Below are 26,014 nucleotides of genomic sequence, written 5' to 3' on the forward strand. Positions count from 1 at the left end.
TTTTTTTTTGATTTTTAAAATGACTCAATTTTTTTGATTCATTTTTTATTTACTTTATATATTTTTGTAGATATGAGTCTACTAGCTTCTAAATCTCCAATTTATGCAACTGTTAAAAGTTTAGGAGCATTATTTGCATTTATAATTACAGGCCTTTTTATTGATAGCTCTTACATGGCAGAGCAAACAAAAAACGCACAATTTTATGCCAATATTATTATTGTAGTAGGTTTTGGTTTAGTGTTTCTACAAGTTAATAAAAGAGTTAAAGAACAAATGATAGCTGCTGTTATTATTGCAGTTCTTGGCGAATATCTTTTTTCAATTGCTTTAGGTATGTATACTTATAGATTAGAAAACGTACCACATTATATACCAATAGGTCATGCATTAGTTTACGTTGCAGTTCTTTATTTTTCTAAAGCAGCATCCATCAAAAAAAATAAAATAAAGATTGAAAGGTTTTTAACTATTTTCATACTTATTTATGCAACTGTTTTTTTAATTTTTAAGAATGATGTTTTTGGTTTTGTAATGACAATTGCAACACTTTTAATCTTAAGAAAGAAACCAAGAGAGCGCCTTTTTTATTTAACCATGTATATTACTGTAGCCTATTTAGAGATTATAGGAACTACTTATCAATGTTGGTGGTGGCCATCAACTGCATGGAATACGATTCCTTTTTTACCAAGTCATAACCCACCAAGCGGAATAAGTCTGTTTTACTTTTTATTAGATTTAGGTACTTTATGGCTTTACAAGCAACGTCATAGAATAACTTGGTCTAGAATGAAGAACATTAGAAAATTAAGAGAACAAGACATTTTTTTGAAAGAACTGTAATATATAGTAGTGTTTTCTTTTTATTTTATTCATATTGATAAATAATTCGCTCTTAATTAGTAAAATACACAATAATAATTTTACTTTTGTTTAAATAAACCATTTTATAATTATATAATGAAAAAAACTACCCTTTTATTATTAGTAAGTTTTACAGTTTTTTCTGCTTTTAGTCAGAACAAATTTTGGACATCCAACTTGGCTGATAAAACTGATTTTTCAGAAAAAGAACTGTATGTTAGAAAATCTGAACCAACTGAATTTAAAATGTATAATTTAAAGTTAGATCAAATTCAGATAATGTTAAGTAATGTATCTTCTAAATCTACTCAAGTTATAGATTTACCTACAATTAATGGTAAAATAGAAAAATTTACTGTTAAAGAAGCTAGTGTAATTGCGCCTGAATTGGCTGCAAAATATCCAATGATAAAATCTTATGTTGGGCAAGGTATTTCAGACCCAAGCATGATTGCTAGATTTAGTATTGGAACAGATGGTTTGCATGCTGTTATTTATTCTGGAGATAAAGAAACTTATTATGTGGATCCTTATACAAGAAGTAATACAAATTACATTGCATACAAAAGAAGTAGTTTAGAAAATAACGATTTAGACTATCAATGTTTAGTAGATGATTCTCAAGTTTCTACTTTAACAAATAATACAAACGTAATAGAAAATGCAGACGATGGTAATTTAAGAACATATCGTTTGGCATTAGTTTCTAGTGCAGAATATTCAGAATTTCATTTAGAAAACCAAGGTGTAGAAAATTCTTTAGCAAATTTTCCTGCAATGAAGGCAGCTGTTTTATCAGCTATGAATACATCTATGACTAGAATTAATGGTGTTTATGAAAGAGATTTAGGAGTAAGAATGGTTATTGTACCAGATAATGATAAAATTATCTTTTTTCAAGCGAGTTCAGATGGTATTTCAGATGTAAATCAACCAAATATCGCAAGTACAATTATAGGTGAAGTACAAACTATTGCTGATAGAGAAATAGGAGATGCTAATTATGATATAGGACATATATTTACTATAAATGGGTCTGGTTTGGCAGGACTTGGAGTAGTTTGTGTTTCTGGTTCTAAAGCAAGAGGAGTTACTGGTAGAGCAGCACCAATAGGAGATCCTTATGATATCGATTATGTAGCACATGAAATGGGGCATCAGTTTGGGGCAACTCATACTCAAAATAATGATTGTAATAGAACAGATGCAACAGCTGTAGAGCCAGGAAGTGCCTCTACAATTATGGGATATGCAGGTATTTGTGCACCAAACGTACAAAGTAATAGTGATGATCATTTTCATGCTGTAAGCATAACACAGATGTGGAATAACATTCAAACTTCTGCAAACTGTGGAGCTTTAACTGCAACTAATAATGCAGCACCAACTGCAAATGCAGGAGCAGATTATTCTATACCAAGATTAACACCTTTTGTCTTAAAAGGTCAAGGTACAGATGTTAATGAAGGTAATGTATTAACGTACAATTGGGAGCAATTAGATACAGAAATAGCTACAATGCCACCTTCAGAAACAAGTAATGCAGGTCCTACTTTTAGATCTATTCCTTCATCTACATCTCCAGATAGATATATGCCAGCTTTAGCAACTGTTGTTGGAGGTAGCACATCATCTACATGGGAAGTATTATCAGCTATGAACAGAGATTATAATTTTGCATTGGTAGTAAGAGATAACAATCCTGGAGGAGGAAGTAGCGCAAGAGACGATGTGAAAATTTCTTCGGTTTTTGGAAACATATTTTCAGTTACTTCACAAAATACAACAACAACTTGGGACAAAGAAACTACACAAACAGTTACATGGGAAGTTGCAGGTTCTAACCAAGCACCAGTAAATTGCTTAAAAGTAAATATTAGATTGTCTATAGACGGAGGTGTAACATTTCCTATATTATTAGCATCTAATACAGATAACGATGGTACAGAAGATATTACTGTGCCAGATAATGGTACTACCAAAGCAAGAATTATGGTAGAAGCTGCAGATAATATTTTTTATAATGTAAATGCTGTAGAATTTACTATTAATGGAGCAGTTGCTTCTACAAAAGATTTTGCTTTTGATGGATTTAACTTGTATCCAAATCCTTCTAAAGGAACTTTTAACTTGAATTTTGATGTTGTTAACACAGATAAAGTTTCTGTTCAATTGTTTGATCTTAGAGGAAGATTAATCAATCAAAAAGATTTCTTTAACACAAAAGCAAATTTTTCTGAACAAATTACTTTTAACAAAACAACTTCTGGTTTGTATTTAGTGAAAATTACAAATGGAAATAAGCAAACAACTAGAAAATTAGTTATTGAATAATTTTTTTTCAGTATAATTTAAGCCGATTGTAGCAATACAATCGGTTTTTTTATGAACTAAATTTAAAAGAGTTTCGTTATCATTATAATTCAAACTATTTTTGTAAAATGTCAATTAAAGTTACATCAGTTTCAAAAGTTTATAAAACTCAAAAAGCGTTAAATAATATTTCTTTTTCTGCTGAAAAAGGTCAGATTATTGGTTTTTTAGGGCCAAATGGCGCAGGGAAATCTACAATGATGAAAATCTTAACAGGTTTTATAAAACCCAATAATGGGCAAGTTTTTGTTGATGAAATAGATGTATTACAAAACCCTCTTGAAGCACAAAAAACAATTGGATATTTACCAGAACACAATCCTTTATATTCAGATATGTATGTGCGTGAATATTTGCAATTTCAAGCAAGTATTTTTAAAGTTGATAAAAGCCAAATAGAAGCCTGTATAGAAAAAGTAGGTTTAACTGTAGAAGCTCACAAAAAAATTAATCAACTTTCTAAAGGATACCAGCAAAGAGTTGGTTTGGCTGCTGCAATTTTACACAATCCTAATGTTTTAATTTTAGATGAGCCAACTACTGGTTTAGATCCAAATCAATTAGTAGAAATTAGAGAACTAATTAAAGAATTAGGGAAAGACAAAACTGTTTTATTTTCCACACACATTATGCAAGAGGTAGAAGCAGTTTGTGATCGCGTAATTATCATTAAAAAAGGAGAAATTTTAGTCGATAAACCTCTTCAGGAGCTTAAAAAGGACAATCTACAAAACATAGAAGTTACTTTTGATTATAAGTTAGAAGAACAATTTATTCAAAAATTACCAAACATTGTTTCTTATAAAAATAATTACGACAATACTTGGTATATAACTTTTGAAAGCGAAGAAGATATGCGCCCAAAAATATTCGATTTCGCTCAAGAAAACGGATTAAAAATCCTTGGATTAAATGCACATAATAAAAATTTAGAAACGCTTTTTAGAGAAGTAACTTCTAATTAAGTGTAATCAAATATTTATAAGCTTCTAACAAAGTAGGAAAAACCATTTGACTTCCAGCTTCTTTCAATTCCTCTTCAGAAAACTGCGTTAAAATACCAATAGGAATCATACCTGCTAATTTTGCAGCTGTTGTTCCTGCCAAACTATCTTCAAAAACCCAAATATTTTTAAAATCATCATCTGTAAAATCCAATGCTTTTGCTAACGTAATATATGCTTCTGGAGCAGGTTTAGGTTTTTCGTAATCTTGAACTCCAAAAACAGTACAAAAATTCAAGTTTAATTTCTCTACACTATTTTTTAAAAACTGTTTGGTGGCGTTACTTGCAATTCCGTAATTGATGTTTTTTTCAGTTAAGAAATCTGTGCATTCATGAACACCAGGTAATAATTTCGGAGTTTTAAAATAAATATCTAAATGTTTGTCCTTTAGTAAGAATAAATCTTCAGTTTGCGATTCTTTGCCAATAACACTACAAAAATAATTAGCAATAATCATTGGCGATTTTCCTGCATAACTTGGAGGAAAAGGCGCAATTTGTTCATTAAACAACTCTCTAAATGCAGATTCCCAAGCAGAATTATGACTTTCCTTACTATCTACAACAACACCATCAAAATCAAACAAAACTCCTTTTGGTAACATAAAAAATTATTTTTTCTCGTTGAACAATTCTGTTAAATATGGATTCAAAAACTTATTGGTTGGATCCATTTTTCGCCTTAAAACTTTAAAATCTTCCCATTTCTCGTAGATTTTAGAAAATTCGGCATCTTTAGCCGTAAAACGTTTTCCCCAATGTGGTTTCCCACCATGTTTTAAGAAAATGGTTTCAATCGTTTTAAAAGCTTCATACGTATCTGCAGTTGCAGCGTTTCTGGAAACACAACCCATGGTTACAGTATCTTCATCATACGCATAACTCAACCAAGATTTATCTTTGTATACAAAACGAACATCCATTGGAATATGAATAAACGATTTGTTGCTCCACTTATTAATTTCAGTTTTTAGCTCTTCAAAAACTTCCGTAAATTTATCCAAACCAATTGTCCATTCTGCCAATTCTAAAGTAGAACCTCTCGATTTTGTAACAGTTGCTTGGTATAAAGAACCTTTGTATTCTTTTTTAGAACTAAAAAAACCTTTGTACAAAAGTTTGTTTGCAATAGACGTAATCCAAGGAAAAATATGCGTGTATTTGTATAATATTTTGGAAGCTTTTCTTCGGTGTTTTAAATAATCAGGACCTAAATCTTCTCTAATTTCCGTTTCTGAATCAATTTTATCCCCTGTAATTACATACCCTTTATCAGTATGAGGCAACCATAGAATTCTTAAAAAATCGTGTTTTTTTAATCTTTCTTTAATTTTTGGCAACCATTCATTATCATTTTCTGGGCCTTCTTTTACGTGTAACGTATAAATAGGTTCACATTTAAAAGTGATGGTAGACATAACACCCAAAGCACCCAAAGAAACACGAACAGCGTTTATTAATTCGTCTCCATCTTCAATTTTCTTCAAAGAACCATCAGCTAAAACCAATGTGCAAGAAGTCATGTATTCGCACAATAATTTTCCACTTGTACCATGAGTTCCTGTTGCCAAAGCTCCACCAATTGTAATTGTATTAATATCTGGCAAACAAGGAATACACCAACCTTTTGCTTCTACAGCATCAATTAAATCTCCTAAAATCAATCCTGATTGCACTGTAATTGTGTGTTCAGTATCATTATATGATAAGATTTTATTGTAGGAAGTAATATCAATTAAGTTCTCTAAACCAGCAGCAATATCTGCAGAAGATTGCTTGCTTCCAAAAAACCGGACTTTCTCGCTTTTCGCAATAATTTCTTGTAATTCTTGCTCTGTAGTAACTTTATAAAGAGATTTGTATTTGTAAGTTAGATTTTCATTCCAACTTGTCCAAACACCATTTTTTTCTTGTTTCATTATTTTAAATAAGCTGCAAAAATAAGGCTTAATTGATATTTAGAAAACAAACTTTTTATTTATCGACTATTAAGAATGAATATAGTTTGAGATTATTTTAAAATCAAATAAAAAATTTTACAATCAAAGTAAATTTCAATTAGCTCTTATATTTTTCTCTAAACCACACTTTTTTCCATACTCTTTTTAGTATTAAAAAAGTTACATATTCAGAATGACTATCAACATCTATCGACTTATTTATTCTTAAGGCTTCTTCAGAAACATCAACTCTATATAAAAGTGCGTTATATGTATTAGAATCATTTATCAATAAATCTTTTACAGCTTTGTTAAGAGTTGTTTTTAAATCTATAGGATTACTATCTTCAGAAAGATGAAAATTAAAATTTGCCAAATTGAAATCTTTATTCAACTGTTTTATGAGTTTGATATATAGCTTGTGTTTATTAGAATACTCTAATAAATCTAAACTATTTTCATAATTAGTTAGCATTTTAATTCAACTTAAATTGAATCTGCTGACTCTCCAAAGTCGCCAACAACTCGTTCGTAATATGAATTTTTGTATTTCTACTTGGCAAACTCACTTCTAATTTCTCTTTTTCGTCCCAAACTGTAAAATTCAAACCTTGTTTTCCAGGCGAATTTTTTAAAATAGATTCTAAATTTAAAATGGTGTCTTCTTTAATTTCGTTTAGTGGAATCTGAATGGTTACTTTTTTACAAAGCTCGTCCATAATATCGTGCAACAATTTCATTTCTGTAAATTTCAATCTTGGTTCTCCAGCAACTCCAGTTTCCTTGTTCGTCCAACCTGGTTGAATTGTACAACGTACAAAAAGGAAAGAATTTGGAACTAAAAAGTGTTTCATTCTTAAATAATCTTCGCCGAAAATTCGAAACTCATGGCTATCTCCATAATCTTCCATCGTAAACATTGCCCAGCCTTTACCAGCTTTAGAAACTCTGTGTTGCACATCTGTAATAATCGCAGCAAAAGCCAAATTCATATTTACAAATTTTGCTAAATCTGCCTTGAAATATTTTAATGAAGCGTTGCAAAATTTTAATTCATTTTTAAAATCATCTAAAGGATGTGCAGAAATATAAATTCCAATCACTTCTTTTTCTTGTGATAAAAGTTCCATAGTTCCCCAAGTTTCACATTCAGGAATATCTGGTTCAGGAAATTGCACAGTAGAAGCTTCGCCAAACATAGAAACTTGTGCAGAATTTTCGTTTTCTTGAAACTTACTTCCGAATTTCATAGAACGCTCTAAAAAGGTAACTCCTTTTTCGTCAGTCGCAAAATATTGTGCTCTGTGTGTATCTGTAAAAGAATCAAAAGCACCAGCTTTTATTAAACTATCAAACGATTTTTTATTTGCAGCACGTAAATCTACACGTTTTGCCAAATCGAAAATGGAGGTATAATTTCCGTTTTCTTCTCGTTCTTTAATAATTGCTCTAACTGCAGCAGCACCAACACCTTTTACAGCCGCCATTCCAAAACGAACAGCACCTTCTTTATTTACAGAGAATTTTAGAAAAGATTCATTTAAATCTGGACCTAAAACTTCCAATCCCATTCGTTTACATTCTTCCATAAAAAATGAAACGGCTTTAATATCTTTCATGTTATTCGAAAGTACAGAAGCCATATATTCAGCAGGATAATGTGCTTTTAAATACGCGGTTTGGTAAGCAATCCAAGCATAACAAGTAGAATGCGATTTGTTAAATGCGTAACTTGCGAATGCTTCCCAATCTTTCCAAATTTTTTCTAATTTTTCTGCATCATGTCCATTTGCAGCAGCTTGTTCTACAAATTTTGGTTTCATTTTATCTAAAACCGCAATTTGTTTTTTACCCATTGCTTTACGTAAAACATCGGCTTCACCTTTGGTAAAATCTGCCAACTTTTGCGAGAGTAACATTACTTGCTCTTGGTAGACTGTAATTCCGTAAGTTTCTGCCAAATATTCTTCCATGGCAGGTAAATCGTACTCAATATCTTCTGTTCCGTGTTTTCTATTAATAAAAGACGGAATATATTCCATTGGCCCAGGTCTGTACAAGGCATTCATTGCAATTAAATCTGCAAAAACTGTTGGTTTTAAAGAACGCATGTGTTTTTGCATTCCTGGAGATTCATATTGGAAAATACCTACAGTTTCTCCTCTTTGGAACAACTCATAAGTTGGTTCATCATCTAAAGGAAACGTTTCTGGATCTAATATTACGCCATGTTTTGCCTTTACAATTTTAACGGTGTCTTTAATTAAAGTCAACGTTTTTAAACCTAAAAAGTCCATTTTTAACAAACCTGCGTCTTCCACAACAGAGTTGTCAAATTGAGTAACATACATGTCTGAATCCTTTGCCAAAGCCACAGGAACATAATCTGTAATATCTCCAGGCGTAATAATTACACCACAAGCATGAATTCCTGTATTTCTAACAGAACCTTCTAAAATGGTTGCTTTATTAATGGTTTCAGAAACTAAATCGTTTCCAAAAGACATATGTTTTAATTCTTCTACTAATTGCTTTTCTTCTGCACGTAAAGCAGCAACTTTTCCTTTACTTTTGGCATCTTCACCAAAAATATTTTTTAGTTTAATTCCAGGAATTAATTTTGCAATTCTATCGGCTTCAAAAAGTGGTAAATCTAAAACTCTAGCAGTATCTCTAATAGAAGATTTAGCAGCCATGGTTCCATAGGTAATAATTTGCGCCACTTGATTTGCGCCATATTTATCAATTACATAATCCATAACTCTTCCTCGACCTTCATCATCGAAATCAATATCGATATCTGGCATTGAAACACGTTCAGGATTTAAGAAACGCTCAAAAAGTAAATCGTATTTTATTGGGTCGATGTTTGTAATCCATAAACAAAATGCTACTACAGAACCTGCTGCAGAACCACGTCCAGGGCCAACAGCAACATCCATATTTCTGGCTTCTCGAATAAAATCTTCCACAATTAAGAAATAACCAGGATATCCTGTTTTTTCAATTACGGAAAGCTCAAAATCTAAACGTTCTCTGATGGATTCTGTGATTTCTCCATATCTTTTTTCTGCACCAACATACGTTAAATGACGTAAGAATTTATTTTCTCCACGTTTTCCACCATCGAGTTTATCTTCTTCGAATAAAAATTCTTCAGGAATATCGAAAGCAGGTAATAAAACGTCTCTTGCTAACGTAAAAATTTCAATTTTATCTACAATTTCTTGAATGTTGATAATCGCTTCTGGTAAATCTGCAAATAAGGTTTTCATTTCATCCGAAGATTTAAAATAATATTCCTCATTTGGCAAACCATATCTATAACCACGACCTTTTCCTTTTGGTGTCGCTTGCTTTTCACCATCTTTTACACACAGTAAAATATCGTGTGCATTTGCATCTTTTTTCTCTAAATAAAAGGTGTTATTTGTCGCAACAATTTTAACATCGTGTGCTTTAGAAAATTTTAATAAAGTTTCATTTACAATGGTTTCATCTTGTTGATTGTGGCGCATCAACTCAATGTATAAATCGTCTTTAAATTCCTCTTTCCACCAAAGCAAAGCTTCTTCAGCTTGTTTTTCTCCGAGATTTAAAATTTTACTTGGAACTTCACCATATAAGTTTCCAGTTAAAACAATAATATCTTCTTTATATTTTTTGATGATTTCTCGATCGATTCTTGGAACGTAGTAAAAGCCATCCACAAAAGCGATGGAAGACATTTTCGCTAAATTGTGATATCCTTTTTTGTTTTTAGCTAACAAAACAACCTGATAACCATTGTCTTTTACGGACTTATTTTTATGATCTCCACATACATTAAATTCACAACCAACAATCGGTTTTATTGGGTTGTCTGTGTTTTTATTATGATTTAAAATCGCACTTACAAAATGAAAAGACGCCATCATATTTGCAGTATCTGTCATTGCAATGGCTGGCATGTTATCTTTGGCAGCAGCTTTTACAATATTACCAATTTGCATGGTAGATTGTAACACAGAAAATTGCGTGTGATTGTGTAAATGTGCAAATTTTACATCTTTTAATTCCGCCAAACCAGCAGAAGTCGATTTTGTATCTGCAGTGTCTTTTAACTTCTCAAGACGTTGGCGAATTTGTTCGCTTTCTTTTTTAAGATTAATATGTTTTAAACCAATTACCTGAATAGGTTTTGGGTTTTCTTCCGAGAAATTTTTGAAGTAATCTTCATCTACATCTAATTGTTCTTTGGTAAATTCTCGTAAACGAATTAACTCTAAAAAACAACGTGTTGTTGCTTCAACATCGGCAGTTGCATTGTGTGCTTCACCAAAACCAACACCAAATAAATGATTGTGTAATTCTGTTAAAGTTGGTAATTTAAATTTTCCTCCACGACCTCCAGGAATCTGACACATTAATGCCGTTTTTTCGGTACAAGTATCTAAAACTGGGAGGGAAGTTAAGTTGTTTTCGACTCCTAATCTATGGAATTCACAACCCATAATATTAATATCGAATTGTAAATTTTGCCCAACAATAAATTTTGTTTTCCCTAAAGCTTCATTAAATAATTGCAAACCTTCGTCTAAATCGATTCCTTTTTCTTCTGCTAATTCTGTAGAAATTCCGTGAATTCTTTCAGCATCATAAGGAATATTATAACCTTCTGGTTTTACAAGAAAATCGTTGTGTTCTAATACATTTCCCATTTCGTCATGCAATTGCCAAGCAATTTGCACACACCTTGGCCAGTTGTCTGTATCCGTTATTGGAGCATTCCAACTTTTAGGTAAACCTGTGGTTTCTGTATCGAAAATTAAGTACATATTATCTTCTAATTACGTAATTGTTGAAATCTTTAATTGTACACTAAAATAATTATTTAGTACTGTTTTTTGGGAGGTTAAAAATACAAAAACATAAGAGATTTATGCCTGTTAATTTATGTGTACTTATCAACAAAAAAAAGTCAATCCAATTAAGGATTGACTTTCTTAAAGTAAAATAGTTCTAACTAATTTTTACTGAAATAATTTTTTAAATTATGATGCTAAATGCTCTTCTAACTTTAATGAGTTAATAGCAGCTTGAATTTTTAATTTTTGCTCATCTAACATTTTTCTTGTTGAAGGTGCAAAAGATTCTTCTTTTAAGATTTCTTCATACTCTTCGAAACTTGCTTTTTCTCCTCTTAAGGCTTCCTCTAAAATCGCTTCTTCGTCGTTAGAACTAAATAAAGATTTTAAAGTCATCCAATTTCTGTGCATTGTTCCTTTAAAAGAACCATCGTCTTCTGGAATTTGCCCATAAGACAAGATTTCTGTTCTTAAATCTTTCGCAAACATACTTCTTTCAGAAGCTCTGTTTTTAAAGAAAATTTTAAGTTTTGCACTTTCTACATTTTCAGCAGAATTTAAGTATCCTTTTTCTGCATCGTAGTTCTTTTCTAATAATTCGTTTAATTTGTTCGAAATTTTTTCTGTGTACTTCATAATATCATTTTCATTTTAAATTCCAATAAATTGTTTTGAGATGCGTATTGTCTCACATCTTATGATACTACAAATTTAGAGAAGATACAGAGTTTACATTAGTGCAAAAGATTTGATTCTTGACTCATTTGAATTTTAGTATTTTTTTAAGAGTTTTATCAAGTTGAGTGAGCGCGTTAGGGATTGAACGGTTTGTTTGAGTTCTTTTCTGCTAAAATTATTCTATATTTTCTCAAAAATTGATTGTTCTTTGAATTAGCAGATACTTAAGTAAATACAGAATAAAAAAAGCGAGTAGTGATAGCCCGTTAAAACGCCCAAAAAAATGTTGAAAATTAGGGTTTTTGTTTCAAAAGGTTTTTGTATTTTTGCGCCCACTTACTACGAGATAGTAAGATTTTTAATAATCGAGGTCGAGAACCTCAAAAAATTAACAAATTATGTCTGTAAAAATCAGATTACAAAGACACGGTAAAAAAGGTAAACCATTCTATTGGATCGTTGCCGCTGATGCTCGTGCAAAAAGAGATGGTAAATACCTTGAGAAAATTGGTACTTACAATCCAAACGTTAACCCTGCAATTATCGATTTAGATATTGATAAAGCTGTAGAATGGTTACAAAACGGTGCTCAACCAACTGATACTGCAAAAAACATTTTATCTTACAAAGGTGCAATGTTAAAGAATCATTTAGTTGGTGGTATTAGAAAAGGTGCTTTAACTCAAGAACAAGCAGATGCAAAGTTTGCAGCTTGGGTAGAGGAAAAAGCAGCTAAAATTGCTGATAAAGAAGCAGGTTTATCTAAAGCTGAATCTGAAGCTAAAGCGAAAGCATTAGCAGCAGAAAAAGCTGTAAACGAAGCTAGAATTGAAGCTGCAAAACCAGTTGTTGAAGAGGTTGCTGAACCAGCAGCAGAAACTGAAGTTGCTGAAGAAGCGGCTCCAGAAACAATTGATGAAGCGCAAGAAAAAGCAGCAGAATAATTATAAATTAGTTACGATTATGCGTAAAGAAGATTGTTTTTATTTAGGCAGAATTGTTACAAAATATAGTTTTAAAGGTGAAGTTGTTATCAAATTAGATACAGACGAACCTGAGTTGTACACAGAAATGGAATCAGTTTACGTCGAATTTGGCGCAAATTTGGTTCCATTTTTTATTGAAAAAAGTTCGCTTCATAAAGGAAATCAGTTACGTGTTCAGTTTGAAGATGTGTACTCTGAAGAAGAAGCAGATGCTATTTTAAAAAGTAGTGTTTATTTACCTTCTACAATGTTGCCAGAACTTACTGGAGATAAATTTTATTTCCATGAAGTTATCGGTTTTACTGTAGTTGACGCTAATTTTGGCGAAGTCGGGCAAATTGTTCATATAAACGATAAAGCTGCACAACCACTTTTTGAAATCGATAGAGAAGGAAGTGAAATTTTTATTCCTATGGTAGATGATTTTATTAAAAAAGTAGACAGAGAAAACAAAAGAATAGAGGTTGAAACTCCAGATGGATTAATAGAACTTTATTTATAGAAAGGTGGCCGAGCGGCTTAAGGCGCACGCTTGGAAAGCGTGTATACGGCAACGTATCGAGGGTTCGAATCCCTTCCTTTCTGCAAAGAAAACTAAACAAAATTCTGCGAGATATAACGCAGAATTTTTCATTTAAAATAATATTTAATTTTGAGTTCAATTTTCAAGTTTAAAGAATTTACTATCAATCAAGATAAAACTGCTATGAAAATTGGTACAGATGGCGTTTTATTAGGTGCTTGGTGTGCTGTAGATAAGTATCCTGATACAATTTTAGATATTGGTTCTGGAACAGGAGTAATTTCTTTAATGATTGCACAACGTTCGGATGCTATGACAATTGATGCTGTTGAGGTTGATGAAAATGCGTATGAACAATCTGTAGAGAATTTTGAGCAATCGGATTGGGGAGATCGTTTGTATTGTTACAATGCAACTTTTCAAGAATTTGCTGAAGAAATTTCGGTGGAAGAAGAAACCTACGATTTAATTATAACGAATCCGCCTTTTTATAATGACGATTTTGAAACAGAAAACGAATCAAGAAACAAAGCACGTTTTACTTCGTCTTTATCTTTTGAAGAATTAATTATTGGAGTTGCTAAAATTTTATCAGAAAACGGAACTTTTGCAACCATTATTCCTTTTAAAGAAGAAGTTAGTTTTATCAATTTAGCCAAAGAAAATAACTTATTTTTAAATAGAGTTTGTCGAGTTCAAGGAAATGAAACATCAGAAATTAAAAGAAGTTTGTTAGAGTTTTCATTTGAGCAAAAAGAAATAAAAAAAGAAAATTTAATTATAGAAACTGGTCGTCATCAATACACAGAACAATATATTAATTTGGTAAAAGATTTTTATTTGAAAATGTAATTACCCAATTACGTTATTAGGATTGTATCCTAAATAAGTGGTTTCTTTTTCAATAAATTTAATTCCATATTTTTCTAATTCTTTTAAAATTGGTTCATACACTTCTTTAGAAATAGGAATTTGAACTCCAGGTGTTTTTATTTCTCCTTTTAATATTTTTAAAGTAGCAATTGCAACAGGTAAACCAACAGTTTTAGCCATTGCTGTATACGTTTGATTTTCTCCAAGAACAACTAAACTACTCTCAATTTGATGCTTTTCGCCATCAATTTCATAACCAAACAAATGTTGCATTACAATCATATCTTTATCATGTTCTTGTAACGTCCAAGAATCTTCTAAAATACGTTGTAACATTTTTGCGGGCGTTGCATTTTTAATGCCTATTTTTTTCTTAGGATTAAAAATATCAAGTTCAATTAATTTTTCCCACATAATATCATCTTGATCTATTTTTAGATAAGAACGTAGTTTTAATTCCACAGAATCAGAGGGAGAATAGGCCAAAAATAAATTAACAAAATCTCTGTAACTCATGTTTTCAGAATCTTCAATTATGTAAGAATCATCTGTCATGCCTAACTGAACAAAAATATTCCAAGCTCTCGAAAAACCCACTTTTCTAATAGTTCCTCTGTACATTGTAGGAATTTTTTCTAAACCATAAACACTTCTATATTTTAAAGAATCTCTATTTGCATAGGCTTCAAACTTGGTGTTGTTTATTTTTAAAAATTCTGTTCTTCGAAACAATTTATGATAAGGAATGTATTTATAAGTTCCCTCTTGAATAAACATTGCAGCTCCTCCTTGACCTGCTAAAACGACGTTTCTTGGGTTCCAAGTAAATTTATAATTCCAAAGATTGTTATCGCTTTCTGGTGCAACCAAACCACCTGTAAAAGATTCAAACAATAACATTTTTGCATTTTTTTCTCTAATGCTGTCAATAATTTGCATGGCACTCATATGATCTAAACCTGGATCTACACCAATTTCATTCATAAAAACGAGCCCTTTTTCTTTTACTTGCGTATCTAAAGCTTTCATTTCATTGGAAACATAAGATGCAGTAACCATGTTTTTACTGTATTTTACACAGTCTTTAGCAACCTCAATATGAAATCTTGCAGGCAACATAGAAACCACAATATCAGATTTTTGAATCTCTTTTACACGCTGGTTTTCATCAAAAACATCAAAAATAATGGCAGTCGCATTTTTATGATTATTGATTAATTTAGTTGCGTTATCAATTGAAATATCTCCAATAGTTAAAAACAGATTTTCTACTTCAGATTTATCTAAAAGGTATTTTATAAGAGAAGAACTCGATTTACCTGCACCAATAATTAATATGTTTTTCATAAATGAAAAGATGTATTTTTGTGTTCTTACGAAGATACATTAATTGTTTAAAATTTAACAAAAACCATTAAAAATGTTTAAAAATATTATTTTCACTTGTTTTTTAGGAATGTTGGCAATTATTTTGGGGGCTTTTGGGGCACATGCTTTAAAAGAAACATTAACTGCAGATCAATTATTGAGTTTCGAAACAGCAGTTCGTTATCAAATGTATCATGTAATTGTGTTATTAATTGTAAATATGTACGAAGGGTTTTCATCAAAACAAAAAAACACAATTAGCTATTTATTTTTTATTGGAATCTTACTTTTCTCTGGTTCTATTTATCTAATTCAATTAACAAGTGTTTCAGCAAAATCGATTTGGTTTGTAACGCCTTTAGGTGGTCTTTTTCTAATCATAGGTTGGGTTTCCATGATTGCGATATTCATAAAAAAAAGTAGAAAATTATAAAATTTTGATATTTTTTAATTAAAAAGAAGTCTGTTTTAAAATAATGCTTAATTTTGCAAGACACTAAAAACAAAAAAATATTGATATGGTAGATACAAATACGAAATCGATTTCGTTAAATAGTCTAGGAATCAAAAATGCAACAATTCGTTATCAACTTTCTTCAGACGAATTACACAACGAAACTTTAGAAAAAAAACAAGGAGTAGCATCTTCTTTAGGAGCAATTGCCGTAAACACAGGTGAGTTTACAGGGCGATCTCCAAAAGATCGTTTTATTGTAAAAGACGACGTTTCAAAAGATGAAGTTTGGTGGAGTAACATCAACCTTCCTTTCGATTCAGATAAATTTGATGCGCTTTATAATAAAGTGACAGATTATTTATCAGGAAAAGAAATCTTTGTAAGAGATTCGTATGCTTGTGCAGATAAAAATTATAAATTAAATATTAGGGTTGTAAACGAATATCCTTGGAGCAATATGTTTGCTTACAATATGTTTTTGCGACCAACTGCAGAAGAATTAAAAGATTTTTCTCCAGAATGGACAGTTGTAAACGCACCAGGTTTTATGGCAGATCCTGAAGTAGATGGAACTCGCCAACATAACTTTGCAATTTTAAATTTTACAAAAAAAATAGCTTTAATTGGTGGAACTGGTTATACTGGTGAAATCAAAAAAGGAATTTTTTCTGCGTTGAATTTTATACTTCCAGTATTCAAAAATACATTACCAATGCATTGTTCTGCAAACGTTGGTAAAGATGGAGATACTGCTATCTTTTTCGGACTTTCTGGAACTGGAAAAACTACATTATCTACAGATCCAAACAGAAGTTTAATTGGTGATGATGAACATGGTTGGACTGCAGAAAACACTGTTTTTAATTTTGAAGGTGGTTGTTATGCAAAAGTGATTAATTTATCGGAAGAACAAGAACCAGAAATTTTTGGAGCCATTAAAAAAGGAGCAATTCTCGAAAATGTTGTGATGGATGATAAAGGAGTTATCGATTTTGCAGATACTTCAATTACACAAAATACAAGAGTTAGTTACCCAATTTATCATATAGATAATATTAAAGAACCATCAATTGGTAAAAATCCAAAGAATATTTTCTTTTTAACTGCAGATGCTTTTGGAGTTTTGCCTCCAATTTCGAAGTTAACGCCAAACCAAGCAGCATACCATTTTATTTCTGGTTATACAGCAAAAGTTGCAGGAACAGAAGCAGGAGTTACAGAACCAACACCAAGTTTTTCTGCGTGTTTTGGAGCACCTTTTATGCCTTTACATCCTACAAGATATGCAGAAATGTTAAGCAAAAAGATGAAAGATGCTGGAGTAAATGTTTGGTTGATTAATACAGGTTGGTCTGGAGGCCAATATGGAGTTGGTAGAAGAATGCCTTTAAAATATACAAGAGCAATGATTACTGCTGTTTTAAATGGAGATTTAGGAAGCTATAGATACGAAGATTATCATATTCATTCTGTTTTCGGAGTTGCACAACCAAGAACATGTCCAGGAGTTCCAACAGAATTATTAAGTCCAAGAGCCACTTGGAATGATGATGAAGCATATTATAAAACAGCATTTAAATTATCGAATGCTTTTAGACATAATTTTACACAATTTGAAGAAATAGCAAGCGAAGATATTCGTAGAGGAGGTCCTCAACGTTATGCTTTTTAATAGAAAATCTTTATTTTCCCTCATTAAAACACCTCATTTTGAGGTGTTTTTTTATTTTTAGAGTATATTTAATCAACTTTATAATTTATGATAAAAAATTGGTTTAAAAACATTGGTCCAGGAACTTTAGTGGCAGCCGCTTTTATTGGCCCAGGAACTGTTACAATTTGTACTTTGGCTGGTGTAAATTTCGGATTCAATTTATTGTGGGCAATGTTGTTGTCTATTATTGCAACCATTTTTTTACAAGAAATGGCAGCAAGATTGGGTATTATTTCTCAAAAAGGATTGTCTGAAGTTATTAGGGAAGAAATTAAAATTCCTTTTTTAAAACACTTTGTAACGCTGTTAATTTTAGCTGCAATTGTGGTTGGAAATGCATCTTATGAAGCAGGAAATATCAGTGGAGGAATTTTAGGATTGGAAACTATTTTTGGAAAATCGATTTTAAATTTTGGCGATATTTCTATCAATTTAATGAGTTCTGTAATTGGTGTAATTGCATTTGTGCTTTTATATATTGGAAATTATAAGTTTCTTGAAAAAGCATTGGTAACACTTGTTTTAGTGATGAGTGTTTCCTTTTTAATAACTGCAATAGTTACAAAACCAGACATTTTAGAAATCTTAAAAGGACTCTTTATTCCGAGATTTCCAGAGAAAAGTTTACTAACAGTTATTGGTTTAATTGGTACAACTGTTGTGCCTTATAATTTGTTTTTACACGCTTCTTTAGTAAAAGAAAGGTGGAATAAAACCGAAGATTTAAAATTGGCAAGAAAAGATACCATCATTTCTATTATTTTAGGAGGCTTGGTTTCTATGGCAATTATTGTTTCTGCAGCTGCAATTCCATTTGGCGAGATAACAAACGCAGCAGATTTGGCAAAAGGTTTGGCGCCTTTGTATGGCGAATTTGCAAAGTATTTTTTGGCTTTGGGTTTATTTGCAGCAGGAATAACATCTGCAATTACAGCACCTTTAGCTGCTGCTTATGTTGCCAAAGGTTGTTTAGGTTGGAGTGGAGGTTTAAAATCCAGGAAATTTAGAAGCGTTTGGATTATCATTTTAGTTTTAGGAGTTTTCTTTTCTTCAATCGGAATAAAACCAATAGATATTATAAAGTTTGCGCAAGTTGCAAACGGAATGTTGTTACCAGTAATTGCAGGAATTTTATTGTGGATTATGAATAAAAAATCTGTTTTAGGCAATTATATAAATTCTAAAACGCAGAATATTATCGGTTTTGTAATTTTAGCAATTACCATATTTTTAGGAGCAAAAGGTATCTTAAAAGTCTTTAATCTTATTTAAAATGAAAATCGATATAAATTGTGATGTTGGAGAAGGAATTGAAAATGAGCATTTATTAATGCCACATATTTCGTCTTGCAATATTGCTTGTGGAGGTCATTTTGGAAATGCAGAAACAATCGATAAAACCATACAATTAGCAATCGAAAATAAGGTATTAATTGGAGCACATCCATCTTTTCCTGACACAAAAAACTTCGGAAGAAAAGTAATGAACATTTCCCATGAAGCGCTTCAAAAAAGTATCGAAAATCAATTAAAATTATTTATAAATAGGTTGGCTTTGGTTGATGAAAAACTACATCACATAAAACCTCATGGAGCTTTGTATAATTTAATTGCTGTTGATGAAAAAGTTGCTAAAGTTTTTTTGAAATCTATTCAAAAATATAGTAAAGATGTTTTTTTATATGTCCCTTATAATTCAGTTATTGAAAAGTTAGCGATTGAAAAAAGCATAAAAATAAAGTATGAAGTTTTTTCGGATAGAAATTACAATAACGATTTAACTTTGGTTTCAAGAAACAAAGAAAATGCTTTAATTACTGATAAAGAAGACGTTTTTAAGCATGTTTTGTCAATGTATAAAGGAAAGGTAAAAACCATTTCAGGAGAACTTAAAACTATAAAAGCAGATACTTTTTGTATTCATGGAGATAATAAAAATGCAGTTTCAATATTAGAATACTTATTCGAAAAACTAAAAAAAGAAGGAATTAAAATTGCATAAAAAACCAACATACAAACCTTTTGGAAATGCATCGATTTTAATTGAATGGCAAGCAATTATAGATGAAGAAATTCTGAATGATATTATCCTATTTAAAGAGAAAATTCAAAAAGAAAAATCAATAGTAGTTGCAGATTTTATAATAGGTTACAATTCTTTAACTTTAAAATATACAAATGAAATATCTAATTATTCTGATGAAGTTGAAAGTTTAAAATCAATTTATAAACAAGATTTTAAACTTCAAAAAACAGAAAAATTTCTCTGGGAAGTTCCTGTTTGTTACGATTTAGAATTCGGGATTGATTTAAAAGAAATATCCGAAAAATCAAACCTTACCATTGAAGAAATAATTAAATTACATTCAGAAAAAATATACACAGTTTTCTTTATAGGTTTTTTACCAGGTTTTCTTTATTTAGGAGGGTTAGATTCACAATTACATTTCGATAGAAAACCCAATCCAAGATTAAAAGTAGCAAAAGGAGCCCTTGCAATTGGTGGAAAACAAACAGGTGTTTATCCAGAAGTATCTGCTGGAGGTTGGAATATTATTGGAAGAACTCCTATTCATTTTTTCAACATAAAAAACGATAATCCGTGTTTTGCAAAAGCTGGCGATAAAATAAAATTCAAACCAATTTCTTTAGAAGAGTTTTATCAAACTGAAAAAGAAATTGCAGAAAACAACTATATAATCTTTAAAACTTTGCTAAATGATTAGAGTTTTAAAAGCAGGTTTTTATACCTCAATACAAGATAGAGGTAGAGTTGGTTTTGCGCAAAATGGCGTTCCTGTTTCTGGGGTTATGGATAGTTATGCTGCAGACGTAGCAAATAGTATTTTAAATAATTCTTTAGAAGACGCACTTTTAGAAATTACTTTTGGTGGTTGTAAATTAGAATTTTTAGTAGAAACTATTATTTGTGTTTCTGGTGGCGATTTTTCAGCAACAATAAATAACAAGCCAATTCAACTAAATTCAAGAATAAAAATCAATACAAAAGACGTTTTAAGTTTTGGAAAAATAAATTTTGGAGCAAGATGTTACTTGGCAGTAAAAGATGGTTTTTTAACGAAAAAAGTTTTAGGAAGTAGAAGTTTTTATCAAAATATAACAAACCAAATCATTATAAAGAAAGGAGATATTTTACCAATTACGACTTTTAAAAGCGGTTTAGAAACATCAAATTCAGCAATAAAAATAAAAGAAACACATTTTAATTCAGAAGATATATATTGTTACGAAGGACCAGAATTTGAGTTGTTAAAAGATCATCAAAAAGAACAATTATTAGAAAATATTTTTACAATTTCTAACGATAATAATAGAATGGGAATTCGTTTAAATGAGTTAATTGAGAACAACATTCCTTCAATTTTAACATCAGCAGTTTTGCCAGGTACAGTTCAATTAACACCTTCTGGGAAATTAATTGTTTTAATGCGAGATTGCCAAGTTACTGGTGGTTACCCAAGAGTTCTACAACTCACAGGATATGCTATTAATAAATTAGCTCAAAAAACAACACATCAGAAACTAAAATTTATAATAAAAAGTATTTGAGTCAAGATTTGTTTTTTTTGAGTCAAGTACTATTTCATAATAAGCTTATATTTGTACTGTACTTAATTTAGTACTTTAGAATTTAAGTTTAATCACTAAAAATAAAGAGATGAGTAATAGCAGTAACACAGTAGTAGGATTATTAGCAGGAACAGTAATAGGAGCAACTTTAGGAATTTTATTTGCACCTGATAAAGGTATAAACACAAGACAAAGAATTTCTGATGAAGCTTTAGCAGCAAAAGATAAAATTGCAGAAAGAGCAGTAGAATTAAAAGATCAAGTTTCTTCTACAATGGTAGATAAAAAAGAAAGTTTAGACACACAATTAGAGAGTGTAGTTTCTAATGTAAGCCATAAGGCAGAAGATGTAATTACTACTTTAGAGAAAAAATTGAAAGAATTAAAAGATAAAAATAAAAAATTACAAAAAACAGTCTAATACATGAGCATATTCGAAAATTTTAGTAATTCTGCAGACAAAGGTACAGATGCAAGTAAAGAATTTGTTTCTAAATCTTATGAATATACAAAGTTAAAGGCGTTTCAACTAACAACTTTATCTATTGCTATGTTCGCTAAACTATTAGTAATAGGTGGTTTGGTGTCTTTGGGATTTATTTTCGTAGCTTTTTCTGGAGCAATAGCTTTGGGTGAATATTTAGACAATATGGCTTTAGGGTATTTGTGCGTAGGGTTATGTATAATAATTTTTTCTTTGTTGCTTTTGGCTTTTAGGAAGTCTTTCGATAGAAAAGTTGTTTCTAAAATGTCCAAGAAATTTTTTAATTAATCAGTTTTAAGGAAATTAAAAAGATGAAAAATTATCAAAACTTTGAAGAAATAGATAGAGACTTAAAAAAACTATCATTAGAAAGAAAAATAGCTTTAGAAGAACTTAAAATTGTAAAAAGCGATTTTGAAGAAAGCTTAAGGCCATTGAGTATGTTGCAAAGCGTTTTTAAATTTGCAAGTAAATACGGAGTTTTGCTATTGGTAAAAAAAATATTTAAATAAAATTGTAGCGCTGTTTTTAGAAACAGTGTTATAATGGTTGGTTGATTAATAGCCTTGGTATTTTATAATATCAAGGCTTTTTTTTGTTTTTTAAGAAACTACCAACGCTTTCTTTTTAAATTCATTTGGACTTATGTCGTACTTTTCTTTGAATATTTTAGAAAAATAACTTCTGCTGCTAAAACCAATACTATATACAATTTGAGAAACATTTAAATCTGTATTTTTTAACAAATCTCTTGCTGACTCTAAACGAATATGTCTTATATATTCAGTAACAGTTCTGTTATATAAAAACCTAAAACCATCTTGTAATTTAGCTTGTGTTAATCCAGATTCTGTAGAAAGTTTTTCTAATGTGTATTCTTTAGCAGGATTTTTCACGATACTATTTCCAAATTTACGAACCGTTTTTAACTCACTTTTAATTAAAGAAGTTGGTAACGGAACACCCTCTAAAAGCCTATTGTGTTGTTGTATGTGTACAGATAATATTTCGTAAACTTTTGCCTCAACTTTAAGAATACGCAACATGCCTTTACCCTTAACTTTTTTTAGTCTTTTAATAAGATCTGCCATTTTTAGATTCATTGTTCCGTAATTGGCAAATCTGTAATCATGATCAGTATCAACAAAAACTTCGTGTAATTTTTTGTTTAAAGTAGACACATTTGTAGTCCTTTTCTTTAAAAATTTCTTTCTTACAATTTCAATAAGGTTTATTTCTAAAGGTTCATTTTTAGGAAAATGCAAATAGTTATATCCACTAGTTTTATTTGTGAATATTAAAGATTGAAATTGCTCTACTTTATGTTCTGTTTTTTCAACACCAAATCTATGTTTTATGTTACCTACTGAAGGATACAAGAAACGTAAAGGATTGTATTCTGGTACAGCTTGTATTTTAAAAATAAATTCTTTGTGGAGTGTAATATCAAAATCTAATAAATTTACTCCCCAATCAAAAGGAATAAACCTCATTTTTCCTGTAGCATATTCATTGTTAATTTCAAGAATGCATTCACTCCAATTACTGGTTATTGTTCCTCCAATATTCTCTCTAATTTGTTCTAATAAATCTTTATCACTATCAGCAACTATTTCAATTTCTATCATGGAGGAAAATTATATTAATAAACAAAAAATAAGCTATTAAACTAAAAGTAAATATAGTTTAAAAATTATTATATAAGTTAAGAATTCTACCTATTGAGCAAAATAAGATGTTCATCTATTAGTAATTTTGAGTGTAAATATTAAATATAAAGAAATGAACATTTTTGAAGAAATAAGAAAAGATCATGATAAACAAAGAAGTTTATTAAGCAAACTTGTAGAAACTTCTGGTGATACAGAAAAAAGAAATACACTCTTTAAAGAATTAAAAAACGAGTTAGAAGTTCATGCAAATGCAGAAGAAAGACACTTTTACAAACCTTTGATTAGTAATGACATGATGCAAGAAAAAGCGAGGCATGGTATTGCAGAGCATCATGAAATAGATGAATTAATAGAAAAATTAGAAGAAACAGGTTATGACTCTTCTGCTTGGTTAAAAATAGCAAAGCAATTGCAAGAGAAAGTAGAACATCATTTAGAAGATGAAGAGCATAAGTTTTTTCAGTTAGCAGGAAAAGTATTTAATGAAAGCCAGAAAGAAACTTTGGCAAAAAGTTATACAAAACACATGAATGATAATTTATAATAATAATGCAAATCAAAGAAGTAAAACTACTAGTCTTATGAATTAAAGAAAAGGGTTTACTGTTAACAGTATTTAAATTTTAAACAAGTTACTTAAAATTAAAGATGTAAATCGTTTGACATCTATAAAACAAATAAACGTTCACTTAAAATAGTAATAAAATGAGTACTTACACAGAAGAAGTAGGAGAGAAACTAAACGAACTTTTAGAAAAAACCTATGATGCAGAAAAAGGATTTAAAAAAGCTGCTGATAACATAGAGAATCAAGCGTTAAAAAATTATTTTAAGTCCAAAGCTCAAGAAAGATATTCTTTTGGTCATGAACTAAAAGAAGAAATTAGAACTTATAATCAAGAAATAGATAAAGGAGGAAGCGTTGCAGGTTCTGCACACAGAGCTTGGATGGATATAAAAGCATTGTTCTCTTTAGATGATGAAGAGTCTATGTTAGAAGAAGCAATTAGAGGAGAAAAAACAGCCGTAAAAGAATATGAAGAAGTAATTAGTGAAACTAGTTTACCTTCTAGTACAAAATCTTTACTAGAGTCTCAAAAAAATAAAATTGAGAACGGCTTATATAATATTAAATCTTTAGAGGATATTCACTAGAGATTTTTTGGTTGGTTGATTAATGAAAAGCTGTCTTTTAAGGCAGCTTTTTTATGTAAATCACTTTATTTGAGTCAAAAAGTAATGTATACGAGTTAAATAGATTTCTATAAAGTCTTTAAATTTGTAGTGTAAGAAATAGTTAATTAAACTATTTAATTATTAACCATTAAAAACTTAAACTATGTTACGTTGGACAATTACATTTATAATAATCGCATTAATAGCAGGGGTTTTAGGATTTGGAGGAATTGCAGGAGCTGCAGCCGGAATTGCTAAAATTATCTTTGTTGTATTTATTATTCTTTTCTTATTATCACTTATCAGTGGAAGAAAAAAAATATAGATTACTAGAAGAATAAAATATATAAACTACTTGAAAACTATTTTTAAGTAGTTTTTTTTATGCTCTTATAAATCCGTTTTCTTTTGCATGTTTAATAGCCTCTTTACTAGAATCTACCAATAAAAAAGAAGTTTCAGTGTAATTTTTAATCAGATTCTTAATTCTATTCATCCTTTTAGAGCTTTTTACACTTCTTAAATAAATTGCTTTAATTCTATTAGGGTAATTAGAAACAACTTCCATATAAATATCTGCATCTTTTTCTCCAGCATCACCAATTAAAATAAAATTTAAATGAGGATATGTTTTTAAAATATTCACAATCTCTTTTTGTTTTTGAGGTTTCTCTGCCGAAGACTTCTTTTTGAATATGTTACTAGCAGTTCTTAAAAGAATTGCACCTTTAGGAAAGTTGTTTTTCTTTAAAAAAACCTCTAAATATTTATATAGATTCCAAGGGCTATGACTCACATAAAATATAGGATTAGCATTTTTACCAGATTTTCCTAAATGCAATAAACTATAAAATTCTGAAGTACCCTCTAATGCTTTTCTTTTTTCTGGTGATTTAAAAAAGGTATTAATAAGAAGTCTCCATTTTAATTTTGATACAACTCCTGTGTGTAAAATAGTATCATCTATATCGCTAATAACACCAAATTCTACTTTGTTAGAAGGAATTAACAACTCTCCAGGAAATCTGTTTTTGTTATTTATTGCTCTACCTACATTTGTATTTGTATATGAAACTGTAAAGTGAAGCCAATCTTCATTGTTTGTTAAATTAGTAAGGTTTTCTATTTTCTCATCAACAATAAAATAGCCTTTATTGTCAGTTTTAGTATTTATTTTATAATTGTTAGAAAATGTAATTGTTAGAGCTGTATTTTTTATTTCATCAGTTTCAAAACGTTTCCAAGAATTTAGAATTAGTTTAAAAAAATTACTGCTTTTTAAATTTATTTTTTCATCCTCTAAAGCTCTTCCCCTTGAGTAAAAATGGTTATTTGTGCCATAACTTTGAAACACAATAACTTGTAGAGAATCTTTACTAAATAAACCCATTTTTTTTATTTACAAGATACTAAAAGCATAAAAAAAAGCCACAATAAATTGTGGCTTTTTAAAATATA

The 26,014-nt window shown here is 30.2% G+C and carries 26 protein-coding genes and 1 tRNA gene; 19 read left to right on the plus strand and 8 right to left on the minus strand.

The window, feature by feature from the left end:
* Nucleotides 1–33 precede the first annotated feature (33 nt).
* The 3 genes from H9W90_RS00145 (at nt 34) to gldA (ending at nt 4,205) form a co-directional block, all read left to right on the plus strand.
* A complete protein-coding gene (locus H9W90_RS00145) occupies nt 34–846 on the plus strand; it encodes a hypothetical protein (RefSeq protein WP_254712507.1) in 813 nt (270 codons plus the stop codon).
* Nucleotides 847–963: 117 nt separating this feature from the next.
* Entirely contained in the window at nt 964–3,201 is a 2,238-nt protein-coding gene (locus tag H9W90_RS00150; protein WP_187482476.1) for a zinc-dependent metalloprotease, read from the plus strand.
* A 107-nt stretch (nt 3,202–3,308) separates the two neighbouring features.
* Nucleotides 3,309–4,205, plus strand: coding sequence for a gliding motility-associated ABC transporter ATP-binding subunit GldA (gene gldA, locus H9W90_RS00155; protein WP_187482477.1), 897 nt, complete (start codon nt 3,309–3,311; stop codon nt 4,203–4,205).
* On the opposite strand, the gene H9W90_RS00160 is transcribed toward gldA, so the two are convergent.
* The 5 genes from H9W90_RS00160 to H9W90_RS00180 form a co-directional block, all read right to left on the minus strand.
* The gene (locus H9W90_RS00160) at nt 4,198–4,851 is read right to left on the minus strand and encodes an HAD family hydrolase (protein ID WP_187482478.1); all 654 of its coding nucleotides are present in this window, start codon (nt 4,849–4,851) and stop codon (nt 4,198–4,200) included. The two genes, gldA and H9W90_RS00160, sit on opposite strands and share 8 nt — an antisense overlap.
* A gap of 6 nt (nt 4,852–4,857) precedes the next feature.
* On the minus strand, nt 4,858–6,165 hold the full coding sequence (locus H9W90_RS00165; RefSeq protein WP_187482479.1) for a D-arabinono-1,4-lactone oxidase: 1,308 nt from the start codon (nt 6,163–6,165) through the stop codon (nt 4,858–4,860).
* Nucleotides 6,166–6,304: 139 nt separating this feature from the next.
* The gene (locus H9W90_RS00170) at nt 6,305–6,661 is read right to left on the minus strand and encodes a hypothetical protein (RefSeq protein ID WP_187482480.1); all 357 of its coding nucleotides are present in this window, start codon (nt 6,659–6,661) and stop codon (nt 6,305–6,307) included.
* Nucleotide 6,662: 1 nt separating this feature from the next.
* Nucleotides 6,663–11,003 (minus strand): DNA polymerase III subunit alpha, encoded by a 4,341-nt coding sequence (dnaE, locus tag H9W90_RS00175; protein ID WP_187482481.1) that lies wholly within the window; start codon nt 11,001–11,003, stop codon nt 6,663–6,665.
* Between the two features lie 216 nt (nt 11,004–11,219).
* Nucleotides 11,220–11,669 carry a ferritin-like domain-containing protein gene (locus H9W90_RS00180; RefSeq protein WP_187482482.1) on the minus strand — a complete coding sequence of 150 codons (450 nt, stop codon included), beginning with the start codon at nt 11,667–11,669 and terminating at the stop codon, nt 11,220–11,222.
* 440 nt (nt 11,670–12,109) lie between these two features.
* Here H9W90_RS00180 and H9W90_RS00185 point away from each other — a divergent pair, with 440 nt between their 5' ends.
* The 4 genes from H9W90_RS00185 (at nt 12,110) to H9W90_RS00200 (ending at nt 14,072) form a co-directional block, all read left to right on the plus strand.
* Nucleotides 12,110–12,655: a 30S ribosomal protein S16 gene (locus H9W90_RS00185; protein ID WP_088353913.1), complete on the plus strand. Its 546-nt coding sequence runs from the start codon at nt 12,110–12,112 to the stop codon at nt 12,653–12,655.
* Nucleotides 12,656–12,674: 19 nt separating this feature from the next.
* Entirely contained in the window at nt 12,675–13,199 is a 525-nt protein-coding gene (rimM, locus tag H9W90_RS00190; protein ID WP_187483898.1) for a ribosome maturation factor RimM, read from the plus strand.
* Nucleotides 13,198–13,282 (plus strand) — tRNA-Ser (locus H9W90_RS00195). Before rimM ends, H9W90_RS00195 begins: the two co-directional genes overlap by 2 nt.
* Before the next feature lie 121 nt (nt 13,283–13,403).
* Nucleotides 13,404–14,072: a tRNA1(Val) (adenine(37)-N6)-methyltransferase gene (locus H9W90_RS00200; protein WP_187483899.1), complete on the plus strand. Its 669-nt coding sequence runs from the start codon at nt 13,404–13,406 to the stop codon at nt 14,070–14,072.
* Here the strand turns inward: H9W90_RS00200 and H9W90_RS00205 are convergent, their stop codons facing one another.
* The gene (locus H9W90_RS00205; protein ID WP_187482483.1) at nt 14,073–15,440 is read right to left on the minus strand and encodes a saccharopine dehydrogenase family protein; all 1,368 of its coding nucleotides are present in this window, start codon (nt 15,438–15,440) and stop codon (nt 14,073–14,075) included.
* A 73-nt stretch (nt 15,441–15,513) separates the two neighbouring features.
* On the opposite strand from H9W90_RS00205, the gene H9W90_RS00210 reads away from it, so the two are divergent.
* The 9 genes from H9W90_RS00210 (at nt 15,514) to H9W90_RS00250 (ending at nt 22,219) form a co-directional block, all read left to right on the plus strand.
* A complete protein-coding gene (locus H9W90_RS00210) occupies nt 15,514–15,894 on the plus strand; it encodes a DUF423 domain-containing protein (protein ID WP_187482484.1) in 381 nt (126 codons plus the stop codon).
* 85 nt (nt 15,895–15,979) lie between these two features.
* Nucleotides 15,980–17,590 carry a phosphoenolpyruvate carboxykinase (ATP) gene (gene pckA / locus H9W90_RS00215; protein ID WP_187482485.1) on the plus strand — a complete coding sequence of 537 codons (1,611 nt, stop codon included), beginning with the start codon at nt 15,980–15,982 and terminating at the stop codon, nt 17,588–17,590.
* Nucleotides 17,591–17,677: 87 nt separating this feature from the next.
* Nucleotides 17,678–18,904, plus strand: a complete 1,227-nt coding sequence (locus tag H9W90_RS00220; RefSeq protein ID WP_187482486.1) for an Nramp family divalent metal transporter — start codon at nt 17,678–17,680, stop codon at nt 18,902–18,904.
* Nucleotide 18,905: 1 nt separating this feature from the next.
* Entirely contained in the window at nt 18,906–19,634 is a 729-nt protein-coding gene (gene pxpA / locus H9W90_RS00225) for a 5-oxoprolinase subunit PxpA (protein ID WP_187482487.1), read from the plus strand.
* Nucleotides 19,627–20,358 (plus strand): 5-oxoprolinase subunit PxpB, encoded by a 732-nt coding sequence (pxpB, locus tag H9W90_RS00230; protein ID WP_187482488.1) that lies wholly within the window; start codon nt 19,627–19,629, stop codon nt 20,356–20,358. The genes pxpA and pxpB overlap by 8 nt, the downstream gene beginning before the upstream one ends.
* The gene (locus H9W90_RS00235; protein WP_187482489.1) at nt 20,351–21,202 is read left to right on the plus strand and encodes a 5-oxoprolinase subunit C family protein; all 852 of its coding nucleotides are present in this window, start codon (nt 20,351–20,353) and stop codon (nt 21,200–21,202) included. Before pxpB ends, H9W90_RS00235 begins: the two co-directional genes overlap by 8 nt.
* 109 nt (nt 21,203–21,311) lie before the next feature.
* On the plus strand, nt 21,312–21,644 hold the full coding sequence (locus H9W90_RS00240) for a YtxH domain-containing protein (RefSeq protein ID WP_187482490.1): 333 nt from the start codon (nt 21,312–21,314) through the stop codon (nt 21,642–21,644).
* Between the two features lie 3 nt (nt 21,645–21,647).
* Nucleotides 21,648–21,995, plus strand: coding sequence for a hypothetical protein (locus H9W90_RS00245; protein ID WP_187482491.1), 348 nt, complete (start codon nt 21,648–21,650; stop codon nt 21,993–21,995).
* A gap of 23 nt (nt 21,996–22,018) precedes the next feature.
* Complete coding sequence (locus H9W90_RS00250; RefSeq protein ID WP_187482492.1) at nt 22,019–22,219, plus strand: hypothetical protein; 201 nt, start codon at nt 22,019–22,021, stop codon at nt 22,217–22,219.
* Between the two features lie 90 nt (nt 22,220–22,309).
* Here H9W90_RS00250 and H9W90_RS00255 read toward each other — a convergent pair whose 3' ends face one another.
* Nucleotides 22,310–23,335 carry a helix-turn-helix transcriptional regulator gene (locus H9W90_RS00255; RefSeq protein WP_187482493.1) on the minus strand — a complete coding sequence of 342 codons (1,026 nt, stop codon included), beginning with the start codon at nt 23,333–23,335 and terminating at the stop codon, nt 22,310–22,312.
* A 154-nt stretch (nt 23,336–23,489) separates the two neighbouring features.
* Here H9W90_RS00255 and H9W90_RS00260 point away from each other — a divergent pair, with 154 nt between their 5' ends.
* The 3 genes from H9W90_RS00260 to H9W90_RS00270 all read left to right on the plus strand — a co-directional run bounded on the left by H9W90_RS00260 (nt 23,490) and on the right by H9W90_RS00270 (nt 24,881).
* Nucleotides 23,490–23,924: a hemerythrin domain-containing protein gene (locus H9W90_RS00260; RefSeq protein WP_187482494.1), complete on the plus strand. Its 435-nt coding sequence runs from the start codon at nt 23,490–23,492 to the stop codon at nt 23,922–23,924.
* Nucleotides 23,925–24,085: 161 nt separating this feature from the next.
* Entirely contained in the window at nt 24,086–24,535 is a 450-nt protein-coding gene (locus H9W90_RS00265; protein ID WP_187482495.1) for a ferritin-like domain-containing protein, read from the plus strand.
* A gap of 184 nt (nt 24,536–24,719) precedes the next feature.
* Nucleotides 24,720–24,881: a DUF1328 family protein gene (locus tag H9W90_RS00270; protein ID WP_187482496.1), complete on the plus strand. Its 162-nt coding sequence runs from the start codon at nt 24,720–24,722 to the stop codon at nt 24,879–24,881.
* Nucleotides 24,882–24,938: 57 nt separating this feature from the next.
* Here H9W90_RS00270 and H9W90_RS00275 read toward each other — a convergent pair whose 3' ends face one another.
* The gene (locus tag H9W90_RS00275) at nt 24,939–25,946 is read right to left on the minus strand and encodes an App1 family protein phosphatidate phosphatase (protein ID WP_187482497.1); all 1,008 of its coding nucleotides are present in this window, start codon (nt 25,944–25,946) and stop codon (nt 24,939–24,941) included.
* Nucleotides 25,947–26,014 lie beyond the last annotated feature (68 nt).

The organism is Polaribacter pectinis, assembly GCF_014352875.1.
Classification (GTDB): Bacteria; Bacteroidota; Bacteroidia; order Flavobacteriales; family Flavobacteriaceae; genus Polaribacter; species Polaribacter pectinis.

What these genes read in the sequence shown, in the direction of transcription:
- H9W90_RS00265 (WP_187482495.1), top strand. Translation starts at nt 24,086, where the DNA reads ATGAGTACTTACACAGAAGAAGTAGGAGAGAAACTAAACGAACTTTTA.
- H9W90_RS00160 (WP_187482478.1), bottom strand. Translation starts at nt 4,851, where the DNA reads ATGTTACCAAAAGGAGTTTTGTTTGATTTTGATGGTGTTGTTGTAGAT.
- H9W90_RS00250 (WP_187482492.1), top strand. Translation starts at nt 22,019, where the DNA reads ATGAAAAATTATCAAAACTTTGAAGAAATAGATAGAGACTTAAAAAAA.
- H9W90_RS00260 (WP_187482494.1), top strand. Translation starts at nt 23,490, where the DNA reads ATGAACATTTTTGAAGAAATAAGAAAAGATCATGATAAACAAAGAAGT.
- H9W90_RS00210 (WP_187482484.1), top strand. Translation starts at nt 15,514, where the DNA reads ATGTTTAAAAATATTATTTTCACTTGTTTTTTAGGAATGTTGGCAATT.
- pckA (WP_187482485.1), top strand. Translation starts at nt 15,980, where the DNA reads ATGGTAGATACAAATACGAAATCGATTTCGTTAAATAGTCTAGGAATC.
- H9W90_RS00150 (WP_187482476.1), top strand. Translation starts at nt 964, where the DNA reads ATGAAAAAAACTACCCTTTTATTATTAGTAAGTTTTACAGTTTTTTCT.
- dnaE (WP_187482481.1), bottom strand. Translation starts at nt 11,003, where the DNA reads ATGTACTTAATTTTCGATACAGAAACCACAGGTTTACCTAAAAGTTGG.
- H9W90_RS00275 (WP_187482497.1), bottom strand. Translation starts at nt 25,946, where the DNA reads ATGGGTTTATTTAGTAAAGATTCTCTACAAGTTATTGTGTTTCAAAGT.
- gldA (WP_187482477.1), top strand. Translation starts at nt 3,309, where the DNA reads ATGTCAATTAAAGTTACATCAGTTTCAAAAGTTTATAAAACTCAAAAA.
- H9W90_RS00245 (WP_187482491.1), top strand. Translation starts at nt 21,648, where the DNA reads ATGAGCATATTCGAAAATTTTAGTAATTCTGCAGACAAAGGTACAGAT.
- H9W90_RS00240 (WP_187482490.1), top strand. Translation starts at nt 21,312, where the DNA reads ATGAGTAATAGCAGTAACACAGTAGTAGGATTATTAGCAGGAACAGTA.
- H9W90_RS00180 (WP_187482482.1), bottom strand. Translation starts at nt 11,669, where the DNA reads ATGAAGTACACAGAAAAAATTTCGAACAAATTAAACGAATTATTAGAA.
- H9W90_RS00200 (WP_187483899.1), top strand. Translation starts at nt 13,404, where the DNA reads ATGAAAATTGGTACAGATGGCGTTTTATTAGGTGCTTGGTGTGCTGTA.
- H9W90_RS00205 (WP_187482483.1), bottom strand. Translation starts at nt 15,440, where the DNA reads ATGAAAAACATATTAATTATTGGTGCAGGTAAATCGAGTTCTTCTCTT.
- rimM (WP_187483898.1), top strand. Translation starts at nt 12,675, where the DNA reads ATGCGTAAAGAAGATTGTTTTTATTTAGGCAGAATTGTTACAAAATAT.
- H9W90_RS00170 (WP_187482480.1), bottom strand. Translation starts at nt 6,661, where the DNA reads ATGCTAACTAATTATGAAAATAGTTTAGATTTATTAGAGTATTCTAAT.
- H9W90_RS00185 (WP_088353913.1), top strand. Translation starts at nt 12,110, where the DNA reads ATGTCTGTAAAAATCAGATTACAAAGACACGGTAAAAAAGGTAAACCA.
- H9W90_RS00270 (WP_187482496.1), top strand. Translation starts at nt 24,720, where the DNA reads ATGTTACGTTGGACAATTACATTTATAATAATCGCATTAATAGCAGGG.
- H9W90_RS00235 (WP_187482489.1), top strand. Translation starts at nt 20,351, where the DNA reads ATGATTAGAGTTTTAAAAGCAGGTTTTTATACCTCAATACAAGATAGA.
- pxpA (WP_187482487.1), top strand. Translation starts at nt 18,906, where the DNA reads ATGAAAATCGATATAAATTGTGATGTTGGAGAAGGAATTGAAAATGAG.
- H9W90_RS00220 (WP_187482486.1), top strand. Translation starts at nt 17,678, where the DNA reads ATGATAAAAAATTGGTTTAAAAACATTGGTCCAGGAACTTTAGTGGCA.
- H9W90_RS00255 (WP_187482493.1), bottom strand. Translation starts at nt 23,335, where the DNA reads ATGATAGAAATTGAAATAGTTGCTGATAGTGATAAAGATTTATTAGAA.
- H9W90_RS00165 (WP_187482479.1), bottom strand. Translation starts at nt 6,165, where the DNA reads ATGAAACAAGAAAAAAATGGTGTTTGGACAAGTTGGAATGAAAATCTA.